Here is a 23835-nt window from a genome sequence, read left to right on the forward strand (position 1 = left end):
ACCGGTTTCTGTTCTTGCTAGCGAAGGAGTTGCTGGAGCTGCCCCAGTAATTGCTTTTCTTCCGCGCTCAGTGCCGGCATTGACTCGCACCTCGGATCGGTTTTCTGAATCACACGGACCATGGCCTTGGTGAGGGGGATCGGGTCGCAGCCATGACCGGTCTCGCAGATCATATCCCATTGAGGTTTTGCCTTGGCGTGGCAGCCCAGACAGTTGCCGCCAAAGCGGTTGTTGACGTCGACAAAGCCGCGTTTGGCAATTTTTGAGCCCTCGGGCGAGACCGTCAGCTCGAAGAACTCCCAGTCTTTGGTGGCGGGGCTGGTACCTTCCGGGTGTTTGACCATGACTTCAGTAGGCACCAGTTGAACGACACTGCCCGGAGGGTAGGCTCCACCGTTGGGTGAATTGGCTACCGCAAGGGTGGCATCGAGATCACCTGTGAGGCTGTCCACAAAGAATCCGCGCACGGGTGTCATATCCCTGATACAGCTGAAATCGCGTTCGCTTATTTCCAATGCGGGCTTGCCCTCGGTCAGTGCCGGGCTGACGGCACCAAGTGACAGCGCTATAGCAACAAGCAAGAGGCGGGCAGCGGCGTACAGGTGTCGTTTGATCATGTGAACTCCAGTAATAGTTTGTGCGCAAAGTAATATTTTAAACTATAGGTGGCAGCGATGAGCTTGTCAAATAGTTTGCGCGCAAAATATAATGCTCCGAGTTTATCCCCGGAGTGCTCATGTCCTACCTCAAGCTTGATCTGCAGATCTGTCATTCTTTGTATTCAGCCACTAATGCGCTGATTCGCGCCTATCGCCCTCTGCTGGAGCCTCTGGGTTTAACCTACCCACAGTATCTGGTGATGCTCAGTTTGTGGGAGCGGGACGGTATCAGCGTTAAAGCGCTGAGCGAGCGCACCCGATTGGATGCCGGAACGCTGACGCCCATTCTGAAGCGTCTGGAAGACAAGGGCTGGCTCAGGCGCACGGTGTATCCGGGCGATGAGCGACAAAAGCGTCTCGAGTTGACGAAGTCCGGAAGGAAGTTGAAGTCTGAGGCGGAATCGGTGCCCGAAGCCATAGCCTGTCAGGCGATGCCCGACCTTGAAAGTGCCACCCAGCTCAAGAATTTGTGCGAAACTCTGTATCGCACCTTGAAAGGGCAAAATGACCCGGGCAATACCTGAGCCTAATAGAGGAATAAAAATAATGAATGTGACGATCTTTGGTGCAACCGGCGGTGTGGGCTCCGAGTGTCTTCGTCAATGTATTGACAGGGGCTTCACCGTAACAGTGCTGGCGCGTACGCCTGACAAGCTACCTCAGGGTATGCATAACAAGGCTACGATTATCAAAGGCGATGGTCTGGCCTACGAGGACGTTGCCAGTGCCCTGAATGAAAACACCGATGCGGTTTTGTTCGCCGTTGGTGTCGACGAGAAGACCTCACCGGAAAACCTCTGCACCAATGTAACGCGCAATATACTCGCGGCCATGCGTGAGAAGGGGGTGAAGCGTCTGGTCTGGTGTGGTGGTGGCAGTAATCTTCTTCCCGAGGACACCGTTGGATTCGGTGCAAGGTTTGTCCGCTGGTACGCGGAGCATTTTCTGCGTCTTCGTCATTTTGATAAGGAAAACCAGCTGGCGCTATTAAATAAGAATACCGATATCGACTGGGTTGGCGTGCGGCCGTTGCAAATGAAAGCGGGGCCCCAGACCGGCGTTTACCGGGTGGGCTTCGATAAATTTAGTGGGCTCTCCAGTATCAGTTTCGCCGATTGCGCGCATTGCATGATCGAACAGTTAGCCGATGATACCTGGCTGCACAAGGCGCCGATTATTCAGTACTGAATCGCATGGCAGTATCCGCTTTGCAATAAATGGAATGTCACATATCTCAAGGCGCGGGTCGTAGCCGACCCGCGCATAATTCGAGACCGACCCCTAGACTTTTTTGCTCCAAGGCAGGTTAATCTTAGTGTCTTTCGACCTATGAAGAGCAGCACTCCTGAGTGCTGCGTTCTTGGTATTGCGGTGTAAAATCAGCTACCTGAATTACTACCTCACAAAACTGCCAGATTGCCACTACGCTGATTTGAATTCGTTGAGGGGAGATGGGCTTTGGTTCCGGCATTTCGCCAATTGCGAGTGAGGACGATCACTACTATTTTCATCTAACGGGTGCGCTCAGCCATAATCTCTCATTGTGCTGAGCAAACCGGGAAACGAGTATTTTTAGTCTATTTTCTTAATCAGTCGGGTGGGTTATGACCAAACTCTCAAAAATTGAAGGCATCGGCGATGTCTATTCGAACAAACTGTCAAGTGCAGGGGTTGCATCCATTGAAGGTTTGTTGGATCAGTGTTGTGCCAAAAATGCGCGTAAAGATCTGTCGGATAGATCGGGGATCAGTGAAAAGCTCATTCTTGAGTGGGTTAATCGTGCCGATCTAGCGCGTATCAAAGGCGTGAGTACTCAATATGCAGATTTGCTAGAGGCGGCTGGTGTCGATAGCGTTCCGGAATTGGCGCACCGAAATGCAGAAAATCTGCAGCACAAAATGGCTGAATGTAATGAGGCAAAGCATCTGGTGCGCAAAGTGCCGGCAGTCTCTCAGGTTCAGGATTGGGTGAATCAGGCCAAGGCACTGCCGAAGAAGGTTACTCATTGATGAGCTGATCGCGGAGCAAGCGACTACGACTGTATTGGGAACATTATAGGTGCTGTTCGATAAGCTAAGCTCCTTATTCTGGCGCCTCCAAGTGTAAGCTCCGCACCTGCCGTGACGTAGAATCGTCGCGGCTCACTCCTTTATCCTTTCTATCGTGGTGAGCGTAAATGAGCCACGGATTCAGGTGTTCGCCTTGTTAGGTGCGCGACAGACTTGCAGCCAGTAATCCAGCGCTGCTTTGTTGTGGCGTTTGCGGGGCAGGGCAAAGTAGAAACGTCGCGTCATATCCCGGCGGCTGAGTTTCAGCGGTACCAGATTGCCGCTGCGAAAGTCGCTTTGCAGCACCAGCCGTGACAGGCAGCCGATGCCGAGTCCGGTTTCCACCGCGCTTTTTATAGCCTCGTTGTGTTGAAATTCCCGGTAGATATCGATTTCCGGCAGCAGGTCGGCCATGGCGTGGTCAAAGGTGTGGCGCGCGCCGGAATTGGCTTCGCGTAGTATCCAGCGTGCGGAGCGGATATCCCGATTACCCAGTGTGCCCTTGCTGGCAAAGGGGTGTTCAGGAGAGCAGAACACGATCAGTTCGTCTTCCATCCACGGGATCAATTCCAGATCCCGGTGATGTACCTCCCGTTCGATCATGCCGATATCCACTTCATAGTTCAGCACTTTGTTGACGATTTCGGGTGTGTTGGCGGTAGTGAGGTCGACGTCGGCCTTGGGGTAGTGGGCCAGATACTCAGCCAGATAGCGCACCACCAGATAGTTGCCGATGGTAAAACTGGCGCCCACTTTCAGGTGGCCCAGGTCGCCGTGCTGTTTCAGTATCTGGTCAAACTGCTGGCAGTGAGCGTAGAGCGTTTCCGCTTCCTTGCGCAGACTGCGGCCTACCGCATTGAGACTCAGTTTGTTGCCGTGGCGCTCAAACAGGCTCATGCCGTAGTTTTGCTCAAGGGTTTGCAGGGCGGCGCTGGCGGCGGACTGGGACAGATTCAGATCCTGGGCGGCGCGGGAGACGTTTTCGTGGCGGGCGACGGCCAGGAAGATGCCAAGTTGGCGGAGAGTGAAGTTCATGGTCCGGGCCTCAGAAATTAAACTGTTTTTGCGAGCGGGTGTCTCCGGTCATGGCGAGCGCAGCGAAGCAATCTACATACACTGGTGCTATATCCGGAAAGATTGCTTCGCTGCGCTCGCAATGACAAGGCCTGCTATCTAAAAAATCGATACTGACTATTATAATAACCCGTTTTACTAATGGCGAGTAGCTCCGTATGATGGCGCCTTTCCCTAAGCTGGCCACCACCGGCTGATATACTCCGAAACCTTTGATTTCCTCTAGTGGAGAACACCATGGCAGAGCAAAAAGCGACGAACGTGCATTGGCACGACGGTGAAGTGACCCGTGAAGATCGTCAGAAAATGCTGAAGCAGAAGGGCGCTACCCTGTGGTTTACCGGCCTGTCGGGCTCAGGCAAGAGCACCGTTGCCGTTGCACTGGAAAAGGCCCTGATCGAGAAGGGCCACCTTTGCTACCGGCTGGACGGTGACAATGTGCGTCTGGGTATCAACAAGAATCTTGGCTTTTCTGCCGAAGACCGGGCTGAGAACATTCGCCGAATCGGTGAGATCGCCAAGCTGTTCGTGGATACCGGTGTGATTGTGCTGTCGAGCTTTGTCAGCCCCTACCGCGCTGACCGCGATCAGGTACGTGAACTGCACGCGCAGAGCGATATGGACTTTCTGGAAATCTTTGTAGATGTGCCCTTGTCTGTCGCTGAAGAGCGCGACCCCAAAGGTCTGTACAAAAAGGCGCGTGCCGGCGAGATCAAGAACTTTACCGGTATCGATGATCCCTATGAGGCGCCGCAGCAGGCCGAAGTGGTATTGAACAGCCACGAGATGAGCCTGGAAAAAGAAGTGGAAGTGCTGCTGGAAGAAATGAGCAAGCGCGGAATTATTTAACGTCGGACGTCTGACGACGGAACACGCAGGGGTGCCAGGGTAGATCACGGCACCTCATGTACTGCGAGACAACTTACGGAGCAACAACATGATCAAACCCCATGGCGCTGATGAACTGAAGCCCTTGTTTGTTTACGACACCGAGAAGCACCACGCCTTGCAGAAAGAGGCAGAAACGCTGCCTTCGCTGCTGCTCAACTCTGCAGCCGCTGCCAACGCTGTGATGATGGGGGCGGGCTACTTTACCCCACTGTCGGGTTACATGAATCTGGCCGACGCCTTGAGCGTGGCGGAAAACATGCAGACGACGGATGGCCTGTTCTGGCCGGTACCGGTCGTTAACCTGACTGAAGCTGCTGAAGGTATTCAGGCGGGCAGCCGCATAGCCCTGCGTGACCCCAATGTTGAGGGCCACCCGATTCTGGCGGTGATGACTGTCGATGGGGTTGAGACCGTTGCCGGCGAGCAAATCGACACGATGGCCGAACAGATTTTCGGTACGCTGGACCCTGAGCATCCCGGCGTAAAAACCTTCAAGAGCCTGGGCAATACCCTGCTGTCCGGACCGATTGAGGTGCTGAACTTTTCGTACTTCCAGACGGACTTCCCGGATACCTTCCGCACCGCAGTAGAGATTCGCAACGAAATTTCCGAGCGCGGCTGGGAAAAGGTTGTCGCTTTCCAGACCCGTAACCCCATGCACCGCGCGCATGAAGAGCTGTGCCACATGGCTCGCGAGCAACTGAACGCCGATGGCGTGCTGATTCACATGCTGCTGGGCAAACTGAAAAAAGGTGATATTCCCGCCGACGTTCGCGATGCGGCTATTCGCAAGATGGTTGAAGTTTACTTCCCACCGAACAGCGCGATGGTCACCGGTTACGGCTTTGACATGTTGTACGCCGGCCCCCGTGAGGCGGTATTGCACGCAGTATTCCGCCAGAACTGCGGTTGCACCCACCTGATCGTTGGCCGAGACCACGCCGGTGTCGGTGATTACTACGGCGCCTTTGACGCGCAGACCATTTTCGACGAGAAGGTGCCGGCCGATGCGCTGGGTATTGAAATCTTCAAGGCGGATCACACTGCCTACTCGAAGAAACTCAATAAAGTCGTCATGATGCGGGACGCGCCGGATCACGACAAAGAGGACTTCGTGCTGCTGTCGGGTACCAAGGTTCGCGAAATGCTGGGGCAGGGAATTGCACCGCCGCCCGAATTTTCGCGCCCTGAAGTGGCCAAGATTCTGATGGATTACTATCAGGCTCTCGACGCTAAGTAGAAAAACTGCCCTCACCCTGTCCCTCTCCCGGAGGGAGAGGGTACCCTCCAGATTGCTCCTGCGGGGATCCCCTCTCCCTTTGGGACAAATCTAAAAGATTTGGGCACCGGAGCCAGCGACGGTGGGGCGTAGCCCCGAGCAAAGCGAGTCAATGGGTTAGGGTGAGGGAAGGTGTATAAAAAAAGCCCCGCCTTTTTAGGTCGGGGCTTTCTTTTTTTATGGGCGAGCTATATCGAACGCATCAATTATGCGCGTGCAACGCCTCATTCAGCTCAATAGCTGATTTATTGGTCAGCACTTCAATGGCGCCAGATTTCGAGTTGCGGCGGAACAGCAGGTCCGACTGGCCGGCAAGATCACGGGCTTTAACGGTATTTACTACCTGGCCTTTGTCGTCGAGCATGGTGACCAGCGAGCCGGCCGTCACGTAGAGCCCGGCTTCAATGGTGCAGCGATCACCCAGCGGGATGCCAACGCCGGCGTTGGCGCCGATCAGACATTCCTTGCCGACAGAAATGATCACATTGTTGCCGCCCGACAGGGTGCCCATGGTAGAGGCGCCGCCGCCGAGGTCAGAGCCTGAGCCCAGTACCACGCCGGCAGATATGCGACCTTCGACCATGCCGGGGCCTTCAGTGCCGGCGTTAAAGTTGACGAAACCCTCGTGCATGATGGTGGTGCCTTCACCGAGGTAGGCGCCGAGTCGAACGCGCGCGGTGTGGGCTACGCGTACGCCGGCGGGAACCACGTAATTCGCCATTTTCGGGAACTTGTCGACGGACATCACTTCCAGCAGTTCACCTTTCAGGCGCGCCTCAAGCTGCCGGTCAGACAACTCATCAATCGCTACAGCGCCCTGATTGGTCCAGGCCACATTGGGCAGCACGCCGAACATGCCATCCAGTTTCAGGGTGTGGGGCTTGGCCAGACGATGCGACAACAGGTGCAGTTTCAGGTAAACCTCTGGAACCGACGTGGGCGCTTCATCTGTGCTCAGCACGGTAGCAACCAGCGGCTGTTTGCTGCTGGACAGTTTGCCGCAGATTGCGGCCAGGTCGTCGTCGACACCTTTAAGCGCCTCTGACAGGGCAATCATGCGTGCCGGATCAAGATTGATGGCGTGATTGCCGCCGGTAAAGGCCAGCGCGTCGACCAGTACGCCAGTCACTTCGGCAGAAGGTTGAAGCAGCGGAGCGGGATAGAATACTTCCAGCCATTCGCCTTTGCCGTTGTGGGTGCCGACGCCAATGCCAACACTGAAAAGAGAGGATGTCATAGGGGCTACCTTTGTTTTCTGTGAATTAATTTGCGGTGAGAGTCTGATAGTCCTTGTCGGAAAAGCCGACATGAACCGTGTCTGCGTTGACCAGAACCGGGCGCTTGATAAGCGTTGGGTGCTGGGCTAGCAGGGCGACGATAGAGGCCTTGTCGTCGGCCGTGCGCTCAGACTCACTGAGCTGCTTCCAGGTGGTACTGCGCTTGTTCAGCAGCTTGTCACCCACTGCGTCATACCACTTCTCGAGCTCATTCTTGCTGAGTGCTTCGTCGCGATAGTCGATAAAACTGTGTTCAACACCCTTTTGTTCCAGCCACTTGCGGGCCTTGCGCACGGTGTCGCAGTTTTTGATGCCGTAGAGTCTGATCATGGGTTTTCTGAATTCATTTTGGGGGGCGAAGAATAGCAGATTGGACAGGGGAGTTCACGGTGTCGGCAACCCCAAGCCCCTGTCCTTTGCCAGCGAAGGGCCTGGATTTGGGGCTTGGCGCTTCATGCCTTGAGTGTAACCACCGGCTTCTTCCGGTTGGGGTAGCAGGTCGTACAAATCTCGCATACCAAGCCGTGGCAGCCACGCGCAGGACAGTATTCCCGTCCGTAGTAAATGATCTGCAGATGCAGCGCGTTCCAGCTTTCTTTGGGAAAAAGTTTTTTCAGGTCGCGTTCGGTTTGCACAACGCTTTTGCCCGAGGTCAGTCCCCAGCGCTGCGCCAGCCGGTGAATATGGGTGTCTACCGGAAAAGCGGGCACACCGAAGGCCTGGGACATCACCACGCTGGCGGTTTTATGTCCGACGCCGGGCAATTCCTCCAGCGCATCCATATCGGCCGGTACCTCTCCGTTGTATTTTTCCACCAGAATTTCCGATAACCGCTGAACGGCTTTCGATTTCTGTGGCGACAGACCGCAGGGGCGAATGATCTCGCGAATCTGATCGGCGCTTTTTGTCGCCATATCAAACGGGTTGTCGGCCAGTGCGAACAGGGCTGGTGTGACCTGATTGACTCGCTCGTCGGTGCACTGGGCGGATAGCAGTACCGCCACCAGCAAAGTGTAGGGGTCTTTGTGATCCAGTGGGATAGGCGGCTGCGGATAGAGCTCCTGAAGCCGGTGCAGAATATAGGCAGCGCGTTCTTTTTTCAGCATGAGGTCACAAGGATTTCAACTTACAGGGTTTCGATAAAACGGCAGATGCGGTGGGCGGCTTCGATACATTCGTCAGGTTCTGCCACCAGTGCCATGCGAACTCGCTGACTCCCGGGGTTGCGGCCATTGACCTCGCGGCTGAGAAAGCTGCCGGGAAGCACGGTGACGTGCTGCTGTTCATAAAGCCGGCGCGCAAAGTCCTGGTCATCAATGGGCGTTTGCGGCCACAGGTAAAACGCGCCGTTTGGAATTGAGGCTGGCAGTACCGGCGCAAGAATATCGGTGACGGCGGAAAATTTCTCCCGATAGAGGCGGCGGTTTTCGATAACGTGGTTTTCATCGTCCCAGGCGGCGATGCTGGCCAGCTGATGCTGAATCGGCATAGCGCAACCGTGATAGGTGCGGTATTGCAAGAAGGCTTCAAGTACCCTGGCATCGCCCGCGACAAAGCCGGATCGCAGCCCCGGCAGGTTGGAGCGTTTGGACAGGGAATGAAAAACCACGCAGCGCGCGTAGTTGTGACGGCCCATTGCCGCAGCCGCTTGCAGCAATCCCAGCGGTGGCTTGGCTTCGTCGGGATAGATTTCGGAGTAGCACTCGTCGCTGGCGATGATGAAGTCGTTTTCATCGGCCAGCCGAATCAGGTTTTGCAGTTGCTCCAGGCTGAGTGTGGCGCCGGTCGGGTTGCCGGGGGTGCACAGATACAGCAGTTGGCAGCGCTGCCACTGCTCTTCTGTGATCTCTGAAAAATCTGGCAGAAAGCCGTTTTCAGCATAGCAGTTCAGGAAAAGCGGTTCCGCCCCCGCCAAATACGCCGCACCTTCGTATATCTGGTAGAAGGGGTTGGGGCTGATAACCAGCGCGTCGCGACTGCGATCAATCACCGTTTGTGCAAAGGCAAACAGGGCCTCCCGAGTGCCGTTGACCGGCAGCACCTCTTGCTCCGGATCCAGAGCTTGGAGATTGAAGCGCCGTGTGGCCCAGCGGGCAATGCTCTGGCGCAATTCCGGCAGCCCTTTTGTTGTTGGGTAATTCGCCAGTCGCGGTAGTTCCCGGGCCAGAGCCTCCATGACAAAGGTTGGGGAGGCGTGCTTGGGCTCGCCGATGGAAAGCGCTATATGCGCTATATCCGGTGTGTTAGCTCCGGCAAAAAGGGCGCGGAGCTTCTCGAAGGGGTAGGGCTGAAGCTGCTGTAAATCCGGGTTCAAGACAATATGTTCCAATCAGGTGTAGTTGGGTTGTGCGGCGGCCTGCTCATCCAGCTCCTTGCAGATGGCGTGCTGAATGTCCTCACAGAGTTTCAGGTCCTTTATGGGCTGTTTCTTTTTGTTGGTGATGAAAAACACGTCTTCGACCCGTTCGCCCAGGGTGGTGATTTTGGCGGCCATCAGTTTGATTTCGTATTCGTAGAAAATACGCCCGACCCGGGCCAGCAGACCAGGCCGATCGGGGGTGATGACTTCCAGTACCGAGCAGGCCTTGTTGATGTCGGTCGCCATGGTGGTGCGGGTCGGTGTTGAAAACAGGCGCATCTGGCGTGGCGTGCGCTTGCTGATCATTTCCGGGAAGCGGTCCGGGTGTTCGATCTGTTCGCGTAGGAAATCGACGATAGTCTGACAGCGGCCTTCATCGTCGCCGATGGGTTTACCGTCGGCGTCGAGGACATAGAAGGTGTCGAGGGAATAACCGGTGGTGGAGCTGTAAATTCGAGCGTCGACGATATTCAGGTCGAGCTGTTCCATGGTGGCTGCAACCACGGCGAACAGGTTGTCGTGTTCCAGCGTGTGAACAAAGATCTGGGTTGCCCCTTCCAGGTCGACATTGCTGCTCTTCTTGACCAGTACCAGTGGTTTACTCATGTCGTGGTGGCGGGCAATGGCGCGTGTGTGCCACACCACGTCGTCTGCGCGTTCGCGCAAGAAGTAGTCTTCGCCGCGATCGTTCCAGATAGCGCGGACTTCTTCTTCTTCGAATCCGTGGTCTTCGAGCCGGCGCATGGCGTCGCGCTGGGTGTCGACTATCCAGTCCTGCTTGTCGATAACGTTTTCCAGGCCGCGCCGCAACGCACGCTTGGTTTCTGCATAGAGCTGACGCAGCAAAGAGGCGCGCCAGGAATTCCAGAGTGTGGGGTTGGTGGCGTTAATATCCGCCACGGTCAGCGCGTAGAGATAGTCGAGCCGCACCTGGTCGCCGATTTCCAACGCAAAATCGCGGATTACGTCCGGATCGGAAATATCCTTGCGCTGCGCGGTAGCGGACATCAGCAGATGTTTTTCCACCAGCCAGCTCACGAGGTTGGTGTCGCGATTGGACAGGCCGTGATTCTCGCAGAATACGCGGGCATCAACTGCTCCCAGCGTGGAATGATCGCCGCCGCGCCCTTTGGCAACGTCGTGATACAGCCCGGCCAGATAGAGCAGTTCCGGTTTGTCCATACGCCGTACGATTCGTGAGGCCACCGGGAATTTTTCTTCGTGGTCCGGGTAGGTAAAGCGACGCAGGTTTTTTACCAGCTCCATGGTATGGGCGTCGACCGAATAGATGTGGAACAGGTCGTGCTGCATCTGGCCAATAATCTGGCCAAACTCGGGAAGATATTTGCCGAGTACGCCGAAGCGCATCATGCGGCGCAGGGTGAGGGCCACCTTGTTACGCGACCGCAGGATCTCCATAAAAAAACGGCGGTTGCGTGGATCAGCGCGAAATTTGTCGTCCACTAGTTCGCGGTGATCACGTATCAGACGGATGGTAGAGGCGCGCACGCCGTCAACGGTGTCGTGCTGGGCCATCAGCACGAAAATTTCCATCAGGGCGGTTGGCGTTTTCTTGAAGACATTTTTGTTGGTGACTTCAATGTGGCCATTGCGTACCCGAAAACGCGGGTTCAGCTCGAGTATGGTTTCCGCTTCGCAGGCGCGGAGAATGGCTTCGTCAAAGTGCTGGATCATCAGATCGTTGAGTTCGCCCAGTGCCAGTGCCATGCGGTAGTAGCGCTGCATGAACTGCTCTACGGCGAGGCGCGCATCGTCGTCTTCATAGCCGAACCTGCGGGCCAGCTCGCGTTGGTGGTCAAACAGCAGGCGATCTTCTTCACGGCCGCTTAGCATGTGGAGTGCGTAGCGGATCGTCCACAGGTAATCGCGGCCGCGACGCAGAATCGACAGATCCTCTTCGCGCAGAAAGCCCAATGGCAGCAAGTCACTCAATGATTCGACACCGTAGTGGCGCTTGGCAATCCAGCCAATCATCTGGATGTCGCGAAGGCCGCCGGGGCAGCTTTTGACGTTGGGTTCCAGATTGTATTCAGAGTTGGCGTACTTGCGGTGGCGAGCGATCTGTTCGTCCCATTTGGCGCGAAAGAACTCCCGGCTCGGCCAGATTTTTTCTGGTGTAGTGGCTTCCAATAGGGTATCGAGCAGTTGGTCGTTGCCGGCCAGTGTGCGCGACTCCATGATATTGGTCGCAACGGTGATGTCTTCACTGGCGGTTTTGATGCACTGCTTGATACTGCGAACGCTGTGGCCAATGTCCAGATTCAGATCCCAGAGCAGGGCAATAAAGGACTCCAGTGCATCGCGGTAGTCTTCGCTGTTGCCGTCTTCCAGCAAAATCAGCAGGTCAATATCGGAATAGGGGTGCAACTCGCCACGGCCGTAACCGCCAACGGCGACCAGTGCGATATCCTCGCCCCAGGGGTATAGACCCCAGGCGGCGCGAAGTACTTCGTCTACCGTTTTGGCCCGGCTGTGAATGATGTCACTGATGCTGTCATCGGCCTTGAAACGCTCATCGAGTTCTTCGCGTTTTTTTTGAAGGTGTTCGCGAAACAGGCTAATGCGGTCTTTGGCTTGCGTTAGAGTTTGTGCCTGAGCGGCTAAAGCGGTCACTGCCAGTTTCTCCGGAATTCGGTTTCGTCGCTGCGGGCGGTGAGGACTTCAACGCCGTCAGCAGTTACCGCCATGGTGTGTTCCCATTGGGCGGACAGTCGGCGGTCTTTGGTGGTGACCGTCCAGCCGTCCTTCATATTGAGCTTGGTGTGCTTCTTGCCCGCATTGATCATCGGCTCAATGGTGAAGGTCATGCCTTCTTTCAAAACCAGATCGTTGCGCGAGTTGTAGCCCTTGCCGTAGTGGAGTACCTGAGGGTCTTCATGGAAACCCCGGCCGATGCCGTGGCCGCAGTATTCCTCCACCACCGAATAGTGGTTGGCGTGGGCGTGCTTGGCGATGATGGTGCCGATATCGCTGAGGCGGGCACCGGGTTTGACCAAGCGGATCGCCTGGTACAGGCATTCCTGGGTGACACGGCACAGGCGCTGGGCGTGCTCGGGAACCTCTCCCACGTAGTACATGCGGTTGGTATCGCCGTGCCAGCCGTCCTTGATGACGGTTACGTCGATATTGAGAATATCCCCATTTTTCAATGGCTTGCTGTTGGGTATGCCGTGGCAGATGACCTCGTTGGGAGAGGTGCAGATGGACTTGGGAAAGCCGTTGTAGTTCAGCGGGGCGGGAATAGCGCCCTGAACGTCCACAATATAGTTGTGGCAGAGGGTATTCAGCTCGTCGGTGGTGACCCCGGGCTTGATGTATTCCTCGATCATTTCCAGCACATCGGCAGCCAATCGGCCTGCTATGCGCATCTGTTGGATTTCTTCGGGGGTTTTGATAGTGACATTCATAGGGCTACGGCATTCGTCCTTGGCGGGAGGGCACACTCCCGGTGACTTTCAAAGGCGGCATTGTAAACCAAGCGCGTCTGGCAGGCGACGCTTGAGAGAGTAGAATGCGCTTTATATTGGGTGGCAGTTATGGTATAAAACGCGCCCTCTCCGGGGGCTCCGTGCCTGCCAGGGGGGATAACACTAACGCCGCCCGTATCTCGACACATGATCCCGGGTGCTCGCCAGACGCCATTTTGATGTTGACGGCTGCCGGGTTGGGTCATGGGAGATGCGCAAGCAAGAACCCGTAAAAGGAAAATCTGATGTCACATGTAAGCATGCGCGATATGCTGCAGGCTGGTGTCCACTTTGGTCACCAAACCCGCTTCTGGAACCCCAAAATGGCGCCGTATATCTTTGGCGCTCGCAACAAAATCCATATCATCAACCTCGAGCACACTGTTCCTGCTTTTAATGAAGCACTGGACAAAATCGTTGAGCTCGCGGGTAACCGTAACAAGATCTTGTTTGTTGGCACCAAACGCGCTGCCGGCAAAATCGTTGCCGAGCAGGCCCAGCGTGCCGGTATGCCTTTCGTCAGCCATCGCTGGCTCGGCGGCATGTTGACCAACTACAAGACCATTCGTCAGTCCATCAAGCGTCTTCGCGACCTGGAAGCCCAGCAGAACGACGGCACCTTTGACAAGCTGACCAAGAAAGAAGCCCTGATGCGCTACCGCGACATGGAGAAGCTCGAGCGCTCGATCGGTGGTATCAAGGATATGGGCGGCCTGCCCGACGCACTGTTCGTAATCGACGTTGATCACGAGCGCATTGCCATCCAGGAAGCCAACAAGCTGGGTATCCCCGTTATCGGTATCGTTGATACCAACAGTGATCCCGCTGGCGTTGACTACGTTATCCCCGGCAATGACGACGCGATCCGCGCGATCAAGCTGTACACCACAGCGGTTGCTGATGCGATTGTTTCCACTCGCGCCGATGGCGGTGCCTCTGCCAAAGACGAGTTTGTAGAAGTCGCGGCCGACGACGCAGCCGATCAAGCCTGATCGAGCGTGCAGGCCAAAGGGGCTGCGGCCCCTTTTTTCATGGCCTGATTGGGAAATGCATTTGATTTAAACAGGCCCGGCTTAACCGGGCCAAATTCCGGAGGAATCTCAAATGGCTGCAGTATCTGCAAGCATGGTGAAAGAACTGCGCGAGCGTACCGGGCTCGGCATGATGGAATGTAAGAAAGCACTGGTCGAAGCCGGTGGTGATATCGAAGTAGCGATTGAAGATCTGCGCAAGTCCAGCGGCATGAAGGCGGCCAAGAAAGCCGGCCGTACTGCGGCTGACGGCATTGTTGCTGCCAAAGTTGCTGAAGACGGCTCTTACGGTGTGCTGGTTGAAGTTAACAGCGAGACCGACTTTGTTGCCCGCGACGACAACTTCCTGGCCTTTGTGAATAAAGTTGTCGACAAGGCCTTTGAAGACAAGCAGGGCGATGTGGCTGCGCTGATGTCTGGTGATCTGGAAAGCGCCCGTGAAGCGCTGGTGCAGAAGATTGGTGAGAACATTTCTGTGCGTCGCATTTCTGTGGTTGAAGGGGAAGGTGCGGTAGGCAGCTATGTGCACTCCAACAACCGTATCGGCGTACTGGTTGCCCTGAAAGGTGGCGACGTGGAAGTGGCGCGTGATGTGGCAATGCATGTGGCAGCGGTTAACCCGCTGGTTGCCAAGCCCGACGATATGTCTGCAGAGCTGATTGAGAAAGAGCGTGAGATCTACACAGCTCAGGCCCAGGAAAGCGGCAAGCCGCCGGAAATCATTGAGAAAATGATCGACGGCCGTATTCGTAAGTACCTGGCCGAAAACAGCCTCACCGAGCAGGCATTTGTTAAAGACCCTGACACCACCGTTGGCAAGCTGCTGAAAGGCGCTGGCGCTGACATTCTCGGTTTTGTTCGCCTGGAAGTGGGTGAGGGTATCGAGAAAGAGGAAGTGGATTTTGCGGCAGAAGTGGCCGCTCAGCTAAAAGGCTGATTCCTCTTCTAAAAAATGGGGCCTTCGGGCCCCATTTTCGTATTACAATACGCGCAAAATTTCACAGGGCCAGTTGAGTATGGGCAGTCAGAACCGGGACAAGAAATACAAACGCATATTGTTGAAATTGAGCGGCGAAGCGCTGATGGGCGAGCTGGGCTACGGGATAGACCCGAAGGTGCTGGATCGCATGGCGCTGGAAATCGGTCAACTGGTGGGTATCGGTGTTCAGGTTGGTCTGGTCGTTGGCGGTGGCAATCTGTTTCGCGGCGCGGCCCTCAACGCCGCCGGGCTGGACCGGGTGACAGGCGACCATATGGGTATGCTGGCCACGGTGATGAATGGTCTGGCGCTTCGCGACGCGCTGGAGCGTAGCAATATCAAATCCCGAGTGATGTCGGCCATTCCCATGAGCGGCGTGGTGGATCACTACGACCGCCGCAAGGCTATCCGTTCCCTGGAGCGTGGTGAAGTCGTAATATTCTCGGCGGGCACCGGCAATCCCTTCTTTACGACCGACTCCGCAGCCTGTCTGCGCGGTATTGAGATGGAAGCTAACCTTGTCCTTAAGGCGACGAAAGTAGATGGCGTGTACAGCGCTGACCCGATGAAGGATCCCGGCGCAGTGAGATATGACCATCTCACCTACGACGAGGTGCTGGACAAGAAACTGGAAGTAATGGATTTGACCGCCATATGCCTGTGCCGAGACCACAGTATGCCGCTGCGGGTGTTCGCGATGGAGCAGAAAGGTGCCCTGCTGAGTATTGTGGTGGGTGGCAAAGAAGGTACGCTGGTAAGCGAATCACAGGAGACAAGTGAGTGATTGAAGACATAAAAAAAGACGCCGCTGAGCGCATGGGCAAGTCTGTCGACGTATTGGGGCAGAATTTCAACAAGATTCGCACCGGCCGGGCCCACCCCAGCCTGCTGGATTCCATCAAAGTGGATTACTACGGCTCGGACACGCCGCTGAGCCAGGTAGCCAATATCAATGTGGAAGACGCCCGCACTCTGTCGGTGATCCCCTGGGAAAAAAGCATGGTGCCCGCCATTGAAAAGGCCATCATGAAGTCGGATCTGGGCCTCAACCCAAGCACGGCCGGTGCCAATATCCGCATTCCGATGCCGATGCTGACCGAGGAAACCCGCAAGGGCTATATCAAACAGGCCCGCAATGAAGCGGAAAACGCGCGCGTTTCTGTTCGTAATATTCGCCGCGACGCCCTGGGCGATTTCAAGGACCTGTTAAAAGAAAAAGAAATCAGCGAAGACGAGGAGCGCCGTGCAGCGGATGATATCCAGAAGCTGACGGACAAATACATCGCTGAAATTGATCGTGAGCTGGCTGAAAAAGAAAAAGACCTGATGGAAATCTGAGCCGGCTCATGAGTTTTGATGCCAGCCCTGATACCTCTCAACCTGAGGTCTCCAAGCTAGTACCGCGCCACGTTGCCATCATAATGGATGGCAACAATCGCTGGGCCAAACTGCACAACCTGAAGGACTACGCCGGCCACCGGGCTGGCGTAGAGACCATTCGCGGTGTGCTGGACGAGTTCCAGAAAGCCGGGGTCGAGATTGTTACGCTGTTTGCCTTCAGCAGTGAAAACTGGAAACGGCCCTCATCGGAAGTGAGTGCGCTGATGAAGCTGTTTTCCAACTACCTGGACAGTGAAATCCGCAAACTCAACCAGGACGGTGTGCGCCTGCGCTTTATCGGTCGCCGGGACCGGCTGTCGAACACCTTGCTGAAGAAGATGGACTACGCCGAGCAGGCGACCCGAGCCAACAAGCGCACCAGTTTGAATATCGCGCTGGATTACGGTGGTCAGTGGGATATTACTCAGGCTGCCCGTCAGCTTGCCGAAGAAGTAGCGCGCGGTGAGCGCACGCCGGACTCGGTTACCGAAGAAACCCTGGCGGCGCGCCTGAGTACCGCGCATCTGCCGGATCCCGACCTCTGCATTCGCACGGCCGGCGAGCACCGCCTCAGCAACTTCCTGTTGTGGCAGCTTGCCTATGCTGAATATTACTTCTGCGATGCGCTCTGGCCGGATTTTGACGCCGAACAGGTGCAGTTGGCGCTGCGCAGTTACGCCGATCGCGAGCGGCGATTCGGCGGCCGGCTGGATAATAATCAATCTGATAAGGACCAGGATCGTGCTTAAGCAACGGGTGATAACCGCCGTAGCCATCGTGGTGCCACTGCTGGCAGCGCTGGTGTGGCTTGAGCCCGCGCCCTTGATGGCCCTTTTTGCACTGGTGGTGGTGGGTGCGGCCTGGGAGTGGTCGGATATGTCGGGTATTCGCGCGCCTGGGCTGCGAGCCCTGTATTGCCTGATCGTTGCCGCCGGCATGAGCGGTTTTGCTTTTCAGGCCAATCTGTTCAATGCGGTGCCCAATATCGAATTGGTGCGTGACGCTATGCATGTGGCTGTGATTTTCTGGGCGATTGCCCTGTTGTGGGTGATGGGCTATCCGGGCAGCGCAGGCCTTTGGGGCAGTGCTGTGGTGCGCGCATTGATGGGCCTTGTGGTCTTGCTGCCCACCTGGCTGGCGCTTTACTACCTGCGGGTGCAGGGGCAGGGTGCACTGCTGATTCTCTATGTGCTGGTGGTGGTGGTTGCCGCCGATGTAGGCGCCTATTTTGCCGGGCGTGCGTGGGGTCGTGCCAAGCTGGCGGTGAATGTCAGCCCGAACAAATCCTGGGCCGGCTTCTGGGGTGGTCTGGCGGCGAGCCAGGCGCTGGCGCTGGTTGCGGGGCTTTTCTGGCCGGGTGGCCTGCCGGTGGAACTTCCGGTATTTATGGTGCTGTCGGGTGTAGCCTCGCTGGCTTCCGTATTGGGTGATTTGCTGGAAAGCATGGTCAAACGTCATCGCGGTATTAAAGATAGTGGCAATCTGTTGCCGGGCCACGGTGGCCTGATGGATCGCCTGGACAGCCTGACAGCGGCGATTCCCGTCTTTACGCTGGGGATGCTGGTTGTTGGCTGGTAACCCGTGTATTGCAGAGCAATGAATTGTAGAGCGCTTATATGGAGTTAGTGACCATACTCGGGTCGACTGGTTCGATCGGCGTCAGCACACTGGATGTGTTGGCCCGCGAGCCCGACCGTTTTCGGGTATTCGCGCTGACCGCCAATACCGGTGTGGCCGATATGCTGCAACAGGTGATGGCTGTCAGACCTCGCTTTGCGGTGATGCGCTGCGAGCAGTCTGCCGAGCAGTTGCGTCAGGCCCTTGCTGATAAGCAGGTCGATGAGACCGAAGTGCTGGCCGGCGAGCGCAGTCTGTGTGAGGTGGCTGCAGCGCGCGAAGTGGACGTGGTTATGGCCGCGATTGTCGGCGGCGCCGGGCTCGAACCGACGCTGGCGGCGGTGAATGCCGGGAAAAAGGTGCTGCTGGCGAATAAGGAAGCGCTGGTGATGGCCGGGCAGTTGTTTATGGATGCGGTGGAAGAGGCCAATGCGGTTCTGCTGCCCATCGACAGTGAGCACAACGCGATTTTTCAGTGTCTGGATGACGGCAGTCGCCGTGATTTGCCCTCGCAGGGGGTTAAGCGCATTCTGCTGACCGGATCGGGCGGCCCATTCCGGGAAACTCCCGCCGAAAAGCTCCTTCATGTGACGCCAGATCAGGCCTGTGCTCACCCCAATTGGTCGATGGGGCGCAAGATATCGGTGGATTCCGCCACGATGATGAACAAAGGTCTGGAGTTGATTGAGGCCTGCTGGCTGTTTGATACCCCGGCCGAAAACATTGATGTGGTTGTGCATCCGCAGAGCATTATCCATTCCATGGTGGAATATATCGACGGCTCGGTGCTGGCCCAGCTCGGGAATCCCGACATGCGCACACCCATCGCCCACGCCTTGGCCTGGCCGGAGCGAATGCCCTCCGGGGTGGGTAGTCTGGATATCATTGCCCAGGGGCGGCTGGACTTCGAGGCGCCGGACGAGGTTCGCTTCCCTTGCCTGCGCCTGGCCCGCGAGGCGGTCGAGCGCGGTGGCACCTCGGCGATACTGCTGAATGCGGCCAACGAAGTAGCCGTGGCGGCGTTTCTCGCAGGGGAGCTGGCCTTTCCGGCTATCGCGGAAGTGATTGAATCGGTGATGAATTCCGTCGCCGTCGTTGAACCGAACAGCCTCGATGCGGTCAAATTGGCCGATCGGGAAGCACGCGCTGCGGCCGTCGCCGAAGTAAAGCGCAGACAAGCAGAGAATAAGTAATGCTGGATACCCTACAGACAGTGCTCGCTTTCGTTGTCACCCTCAGCATTCTGGTGGCAGTGCATGAATTTGGCCATTTTTGGGTGGCGCGCCGCTGCGGCGTCAAGGTGCTGCGCTTCTCCATTGGTTTTGGAAAACCCCTGATCAGCTGGCGCGACCGGCACGGTACCGAATTTGCTGTGGCCGGCATCCCGCTGGGTGGCTATGTAAAAATGCTGGATGAGCGCGAAGGCGACGTGCCGCCCGAAGAGGCGCATCTGGCCTTCAATCGTCAATCTCCCGGCAAACGCATTGCCATTGCCGCCGCCGGACCGGTCGCCAACTTTGTGCTGGCGGTACTGGTTTACTGGCTTGTGTTTATGGGCGGCACTCAGGGCGTGGCGCCGCTGGTCGGTGAGGTGGAAGAGGGCTCTCTGGCGCAGCAGGCCGGCCTGGTTGCGGGGCAGGAAATTGTCTCGGTAGATGGCAAGGCAACGCCGACCTGGGAGCAGCTTAGTATCCGCCTGTTGGAGCGGGTCGGTGAGACGGGCGAATTGTCCATTGCCGCCAAATATCCTGAATCTGACTTGATTTACGAATCGACCATTGTTCTCGATGGCTGGATGAAAGGCGTGGCCGAGCCCGATCCTATCGCCGGCTTAGGGTTGGAGCTGTATCGCCCCAGGGTCGAGCCGGTGATCAGTGAAGTGGTTGCCGACAGTGCGGCCGAGCGCGCCGGTATGCAGGCGGGTGACCGCCTGGTGTCGGCTGACGGCGAGGCGATCGACGATTGGATGGCCTGGGTGGAGTACGTGAAAGTGCGTGCAGAAACCCCGATCGAGCTTGAATTTGAACGCAATGGTCAGCTGCAGCGTACAACCATTACTCCCGCAGGTCGCAATACGGAAGGTGATCGGGTGGGCTTTGTCGGCATGGCAGTGGTGCCGCCGCCACCGCTGCCGGAAAAGTGGCTTCGCGAGTATCACTACGGTCCGGTGGAAGCCTTTATTGCCGCCAGCCACAAAACCGTACATATGAGCGTTTTTACCGTTGAGTCGATCTATAAAATGATTACAGGGCTGCTCTCACCAAAAAACTTGAGTGGGCCCATAACCATTGCTAAAGTGGCCGGCGCCTCGGCCGAGTACGGCCTGTCGGCCTGGCTCAACCTGCTGGCTTTGCTCAGCATCAGCCTGGCTGTTCTCAATCTGTTGCCGGTACCTGTCCTCGATGGCGGGCATATCGTCTACGGCCTGATTGAGCTCGTATCCGGGCGCCCGGTTACCGAAAAAATACAGATGGTGGCCAATCAGGTGGGCCTTGCAATGGTGGTCTGCCTGATGGTGTTTGCCCTGTATAACGATGTATTGCGCCTGTGAGCCCTGGGGCTTTCAGAATAATGAGTAAGTAGCTGCTGCGGATTTGCGGTAGCCAAGGACTATTGGTGTTCTCAAAGATTGTGAAGCATTTTGTATTCTGTGTGCTGCTGGCAGCAGCGACTTCTGCGTGGGCGGTCGAACGCTTTGTGGTGAGCGATATCCGCGTAGAGGGCTTGCAGCGCATCTCGCCGGATACGGTGTTCGCGGCACTGCCTCTCAACGTTGGCGATCGGGTCAGTGAAGAGGGTCTGGCACACGCTGCCCGCACGCTGTTTCGCAGCGGCAACTTTGACGATATCAAAATCGGTCGCGAAGGCGATGTACTGGTTGTGATTGTGGCTGAGCGGCCCTCCATCAGCGAAATCAATATCGACGGCAACAAGGCGATCAAAACAGAAGCTTTGCTCGATGGCCTGAAAAATGCCGGGCTGGCAGAAGGGCAAGTGTTCAAGCGCTCCACGCTGGAAGGCATGCGCATGGAGCTGACCCGCCAGTACGTTTCCCAGGGGCGTTATGACGCCTCTATTGAAACCGATGTTATCGCCCAGCCGCGCAACCGGGTCGCGGTCAGTATTCACGTCAATGAAGGCAGCACGGCGGCCATCAAGCACATCAATATTGTGGGGAACCGCGCCTATCCCGATGACACCCTGCTCGACGAATTCGAACTCAAACCCAGTGGCATGTTCAGCTGGATTACCAGCAGCGACAAATACGCCCGGGAAAAACTGAAAGGTGATCTGGAAAAGCTCAGCTCCTGGTATCTGGATCGCGGCTATATCAAGTTCAATATTGACTCCACCCAGGTGGCGATCAGCCCGGACAAGGCAGAGGTTTATATCACCGCCAATATTTCCGAGGGCGAGGTCTATAAAGTCGGCAAGGTTGAATTGTCCGGTGATGTGGTGCTGCCGGAAGATCAGTTGACTCCCTTCCTGTTGCCGAAAACGGAAGAAACCTTTTCCCAGGCCAAGCTAACCGCGACCGAAGAATTGCTTACCAAGCGACTGGGCAACGACGGCTATAACTTCGCTCGGGTATCCGGTATTCCGGAAATCAATGAAGAAGAAAAGGTTGTCGACCTGAAGTTCTTTATCGATCCGGGCAAGCGCACCTACGTGCGCCGTGTGGATTTCTCCGGCAATCACCGTACCTCCGACGAAGTGCTGCGCCGTGAAATGCGGCAGATGGAATCGGCACCGGCTTCCCAGTCCAATATCGAGCTGTCGCGGGTTCGCCTGGAACGACTGGGCTTCTTTAAAGAGGCCAAGGTGGAAACCCGCGAAGTGCCGGGCACCGACGACATGATCGATCTGGAATACGTGGTCGAAGAACAGAGCTCCGGCTCGCTGGCTGCCAGTGTCGGCTTCTCCCAGGACAGCGGTCTGATACTGGGCGCCAACATCCAGCAGAACAACTTCTTCGGTACCGGCAAGCAGGTGGGCATTGGCCTGTCGCGCTCTGACTTCCTGACCAACGTCAGCTTTAACTACATGGAGCCGTACTACACCGAGGACGGCGTGAGTCGTGGTTTCAGTGTGTACTACCGCAAAGCCGATCTGGATGAAGTCAACATTGCCAGCTATACCACCAATACGGCGGGTGCGGCATTGAACTTCAGCTACCCACTGTCTGAAATCCAGCGTCTGGGCTTCAGCCTCGGTTTTGCCAATACCGAAATCGAAGCGGGTATTGGCGCGGTGCAGGAAATCAAATCCAGCCCTCGTTTCTTCGAAACGGTGAATCAGTTCTATCAGTCAAATTTCGACAGTTCTACGGGTACTTACACCGGCCCCGAAACCTTGCAGCCGCTCAGCGCCTTGCCTGCCGGTTCCGCGCCTGCGGGTGAGCCCGGCTTTCTGGATTTGTACGGCGATGAGTTCAACAATTACACCGTATCGACCAATTGGCGCCGGTCCACCTTGAACCGCGGCCTGCTGGCAACCCGCGGCACCTCGCAGACCCTGTCGCTGGAAGTGGCTCTACCGGGTTCGGATACCGAGTACTACAAGGTCATGTTTAATGGTCAGGCCTATCTGCCGCTGGTCGGTGATTTTGTGATGCGCTTTAAAACCGAGCTGGGTTATGGCGACGGCTATGGTGATCTCGATGAGCTGCCTTTCTTCGAGAACTTCTACGCCGGCGGTTTTGGCTCGATTCGTGGCTACAAGAGCAACACGCTTGGGCCACACAGTACGCCGGCACAGATTTACCGTGTATCTCAGGCGGCCACAGCTGTTGACGGCAGCGGCAACGCAACCGCACTGTCCAATGAACTGGGTTATGTGCTTGACCCGGCAACCGGCCAATTGATCACCACCCCCTTTGAACGCGATACCGACCCCTTCGGTGGTAACGTGTTGATTGAAGCCAGCATCGAGTTGCTGGTGCCGCTGCCCTTTGTGAAAGACCAGCGCTCCGTCCGCTCCGGCTTTTTCTTTGATGCGGGCAATGTATTCAGTTCGAGCTGTCGTTCCACCCAGCTCAACTGTTCGAGTGTGGATTTGTCGAAACTGCGTTATTCTGCGGGCTTTGGCCTGACCTGGATTACCGGGATGGGCCCACTGACGTTCAGTCTGGCGCGAGCGCTTAACGACGAAGCCATCGACGAGACCGAAGTGTTCCAGTTCTCGCTGGGACGCACCTTCTAAGTAGAGTTGTAACCAAATAACATCGGGAGAAGTATTGTGTTGAAATTGAAAACTGTCGCCTTTTCGCTGCTGCTGGCCATGGCTGCCAGCGCTTCACTGGCCGCAGAGAGCATTGTGGTATTGGACGTTCAGGCCGCTATTCTGAACAGCGACAAGGCCCAGGAACGTCTGAAGGCCATGCGTGAAGAAAAGGAATTCAAGGCCAACCTGAAAGAAGTGGAAAAACTGCAGGAAGAGCACAACAACCTGGTTGCCAAGCTGAAGAAAGACAGCGCGGTAATGAACCAGGAGCAGCTGCAGGCCCAGACCCAGAAGATCAGCGAAAAGCGCTCTGATATCGAGCACGTTTACCGCAAGCTGAAAGCGGCCGAGCAGAAGCTGGTGCAGGAAGTGGTTCAGGAACTGGGACCGAAACTGCAGGAAGTGGTCAACAAGATGATCAAGGATGACGACATCGGCATGATCCTGGACGCCAAGGCGACCCTGCACGTGACCAACGCCTACAACATTACTGCCAAGGTTACTGACAAGATCAACCAGGCCAAGTAATT

General features: G+C 56.3%; 22 protein-coding genes and 1 pseudogene. 15 read left to right on the plus strand and 8 right to left on the minus strand.

The features are described from left to right. Positions 1-17 precede the first annotated feature (17 nt). Positions 18-617: a hypothetical protein gene (locus tag ABY734_RS05300; RefSeq protein ID WP_372777962.1), complete on the minus strand. Its 600-nt coding sequence runs from the start codon at positions 615-617 to the stop codon at positions 18-20. A 119-nt stretch (positions 618-736) separates the two neighbouring features. Between ABY734_RS05300 and ABY734_RS05305 the strand changes: the two genes are divergently transcribed. The 3 genes from ABY734_RS05305 to ABY734_RS05315 all read left to right on the plus strand — a co-directional run bounded on the left by ABY734_RS05305 (position 737) and on the right by ABY734_RS05315 (position 2668). Continuing rightward, positions 737-1183: a MarR family winged helix-turn-helix transcriptional regulator gene (locus tag ABY734_RS05305; protein ID WP_372777963.1), complete on the plus strand. Its 447-nt coding sequence runs from the start codon at positions 737-739 to the stop codon at positions 1181-1183. 22 nt (positions 1184-1205) lie between these two features. Continuing rightward, entirely contained in the window at positions 1206-1847 is a 642-nt protein-coding gene (locus tag ABY734_RS05310) for an NAD(P)-dependent oxidoreductase (protein WP_372777964.1), read from the plus strand. 416 nt (positions 1848-2263) lie between these two features. Further along, on the plus strand, positions 2264-2668 hold the full coding sequence (locus ABY734_RS05315; RefSeq protein WP_372777965.1) for a DUF4332 domain-containing protein: 405 nt from the start codon (positions 2264-2266) through the stop codon (positions 2666-2668). 180 nt (positions 2669-2848) lie between these two features. Here the strand turns inward: ABY734_RS05315 and ABY734_RS05320 are convergent, their stop codons facing one another. Then, on the minus strand, positions 2849-3742 hold the full coding sequence (locus ABY734_RS05320; RefSeq protein ID WP_372777966.1) for a LysR substrate-binding domain-containing protein: 894 nt from the start codon (positions 3740-3742) through the stop codon (positions 2849-2851). 276 nt (positions 3743-4018) lie between these two features. Here ABY734_RS05320 and cysC point away from each other — a divergent pair, with 276 nt between their 5' ends. Both cysC and sat read left to right on the plus strand, forming a co-directional pair. Then, the gene (gene cysC / locus ABY734_RS05325; protein WP_372777967.1) at positions 4019-4630 is read left to right on the plus strand and encodes an adenylyl-sulfate kinase; all 612 of its coding nucleotides are present in this window, start codon (positions 4019-4021) and stop codon (positions 4628-4630) included. Positions 4631-4718: 88 nt separating this feature from the next. Continuing rightward, entirely contained in the window at positions 4719-5912 is a 1194-nt protein-coding gene (gene sat / locus ABY734_RS05330) for a sulfate adenylyltransferase (protein WP_372777968.1), read from the plus strand. Positions 5913-6153: 241 nt separating this feature from the next. Here the strand turns inward: sat and dapD are convergent, their stop codons facing one another. From dapD to map, 6 genes are all read right to left on the minus strand, one after another. After that, positions 6154-7188, minus strand: a complete 1035-nt coding sequence (gene dapD, locus ABY734_RS05335) for a 2,3,4,5-tetrahydropyridine-2,6-dicarboxylate N-succinyltransferase (RefSeq protein ID WP_372777969.1) — start codon at positions 7186-7188, stop codon at positions 6154-6156. Positions 7189-7213: 25 nt separating this feature from the next. Continuing rightward, positions 7214-7558 carry an arsenate reductase gene (locus ABY734_RS05340; protein ID WP_372777970.1) on the minus strand — a complete coding sequence of 115 codons (345 nt, stop codon included), beginning with the start codon at positions 7556-7558 and terminating at the stop codon, positions 7214-7216. Positions 7559-7680: 122 nt separating this feature from the next. Beyond that, positions 7681-8334 (minus strand): endonuclease III, encoded by a 654-nt coding sequence (gene nth, locus ABY734_RS05345; protein WP_372777971.1) that lies wholly within the window; start codon positions 8332-8334, stop codon positions 7681-7683. 20 nt (positions 8335-8354) lie between these two features. Next, positions 8355-9542, minus strand: a complete 1188-nt coding sequence (dapC, locus tag ABY734_RS05350) for a succinyldiaminopimelate transaminase (protein WP_372777972.1) — start codon at positions 9540-9542, stop codon at positions 8355-8357. Between the two features lie 15 nt (positions 9543-9557). Continuing rightward, positions 9558-12221: a [protein-PII] uridylyltransferase gene (locus tag ABY734_RS05355; protein WP_372777973.1), complete on the minus strand. Its 2664-nt coding sequence runs from the start codon at positions 12219-12221 to the stop codon at positions 9558-9560. Next, positions 12218-13051, minus strand: coding sequence for a type I methionyl aminopeptidase (map, locus tag ABY734_RS05360; protein ID WP_372777974.1), 834 nt, complete (start codon positions 13049-13051; stop codon positions 12218-12220). Before map ends, ABY734_RS05355 begins: the two co-directional genes overlap by 4 nt. A gap of 269 nt (positions 13052-13320) precedes the next feature. Between map and rpsB the strand changes: the two genes are divergently transcribed. The 10 genes and pseudogenes from rpsB to ABY734_RS05410 all read left to right on the plus strand — a co-directional run bounded on the left by rpsB (position 13321) and on the right by ABY734_RS05410 (position 23833). Further along, positions 13321-14067 (plus strand): 30S ribosomal protein S2, encoded by a 747-nt coding sequence (gene rpsB / locus ABY734_RS05365; protein WP_372777975.1) that lies wholly within the window; start codon positions 13321-13323, stop codon positions 14065-14067. 112 nt (positions 14068-14179) lie between these two features. Further along, the gene (gene tsf, locus ABY734_RS05370; protein ID WP_372777976.1) at positions 14180-15043 is read left to right on the plus strand and encodes a translation elongation factor Ts; all 864 of its coding nucleotides are present in this window, start codon (positions 14180-14182) and stop codon (positions 15041-15043) included. 79 nt (positions 15044-15122) lie between these two features. Continuing rightward, complete coding sequence (gene pyrH / locus ABY734_RS05375; protein ID WP_372777977.1) at positions 15123-15869, plus strand: UMP kinase; 747 nt, start codon at positions 15123-15125, stop codon at positions 15867-15869. Then, entirely contained in the window at positions 15866-16423 is a 558-nt protein-coding gene (gene frr / locus ABY734_RS05380; protein ID WP_372777978.1) for a ribosome recycling factor, read from the plus strand. The genes pyrH and frr overlap by 4 nt, the downstream gene beginning before the upstream one ends. Positions 16424-16431: 8 nt before the next feature. After that, positions 16432-17214 (plus strand): polyprenyl diphosphate synthase, encoded by a 783-nt coding sequence (uppS, locus tag ABY734_RS05385; RefSeq protein WP_372777979.1) that lies wholly within the window; start codon positions 16432-16434, stop codon positions 17212-17214. 52 nt (positions 17215-17266) lie between these two features. Further along, a pseudogene (locus ABY734_RS05390) lies at positions 17267-17959 on the plus strand (phosphatidate cytidylyltransferase); the annotation flags it as partial. Between the two features lie 122 nt (positions 17960-18081). Then, on the plus strand, positions 18082-19275 hold the full coding sequence (gene ispC, locus ABY734_RS05395; protein WP_372777980.1) for a 1-deoxy-D-xylulose-5-phosphate reductoisomerase: 1194 nt from the start codon (positions 18082-18084) through the stop codon (positions 19273-19275). Beyond that, entirely contained in the window at positions 19275-20633 is a 1359-nt protein-coding gene (gene rseP / locus ABY734_RS05400; protein ID WP_372777981.1) for an RIP metalloprotease RseP, read from the plus strand. Before ispC ends, rseP begins: the two co-directional genes overlap by 1 nt. 80 nt (positions 20634-20713) lie before the next feature. Beyond that, complete coding sequence (gene bamA, locus ABY734_RS05405; protein ID WP_372777982.1) at positions 20714-23284, plus strand: outer membrane protein assembly factor BamA; 2571 nt, start codon at positions 20714-20716, stop codon at positions 23282-23284. A gap of 36 nt (positions 23285-23320) precedes the next feature. Continuing rightward, positions 23321-23833: an OmpH family outer membrane protein gene (locus ABY734_RS05410; protein WP_372777983.1), complete on the plus strand. Its 513-nt coding sequence runs from the start codon at positions 23321-23323 to the stop codon at positions 23831-23833. Positions 23834-23835: the final 2 nt, after the last annotated feature.

Origin of the sequence: Litorivivens sp. (assembly GCF_041624475.1) — a bacterium.
GTDB lineage: Bacteria > Pseudomonadota > Gammaproteobacteria > Pseudomonadales > Spongiibacteraceae > Litorivivens.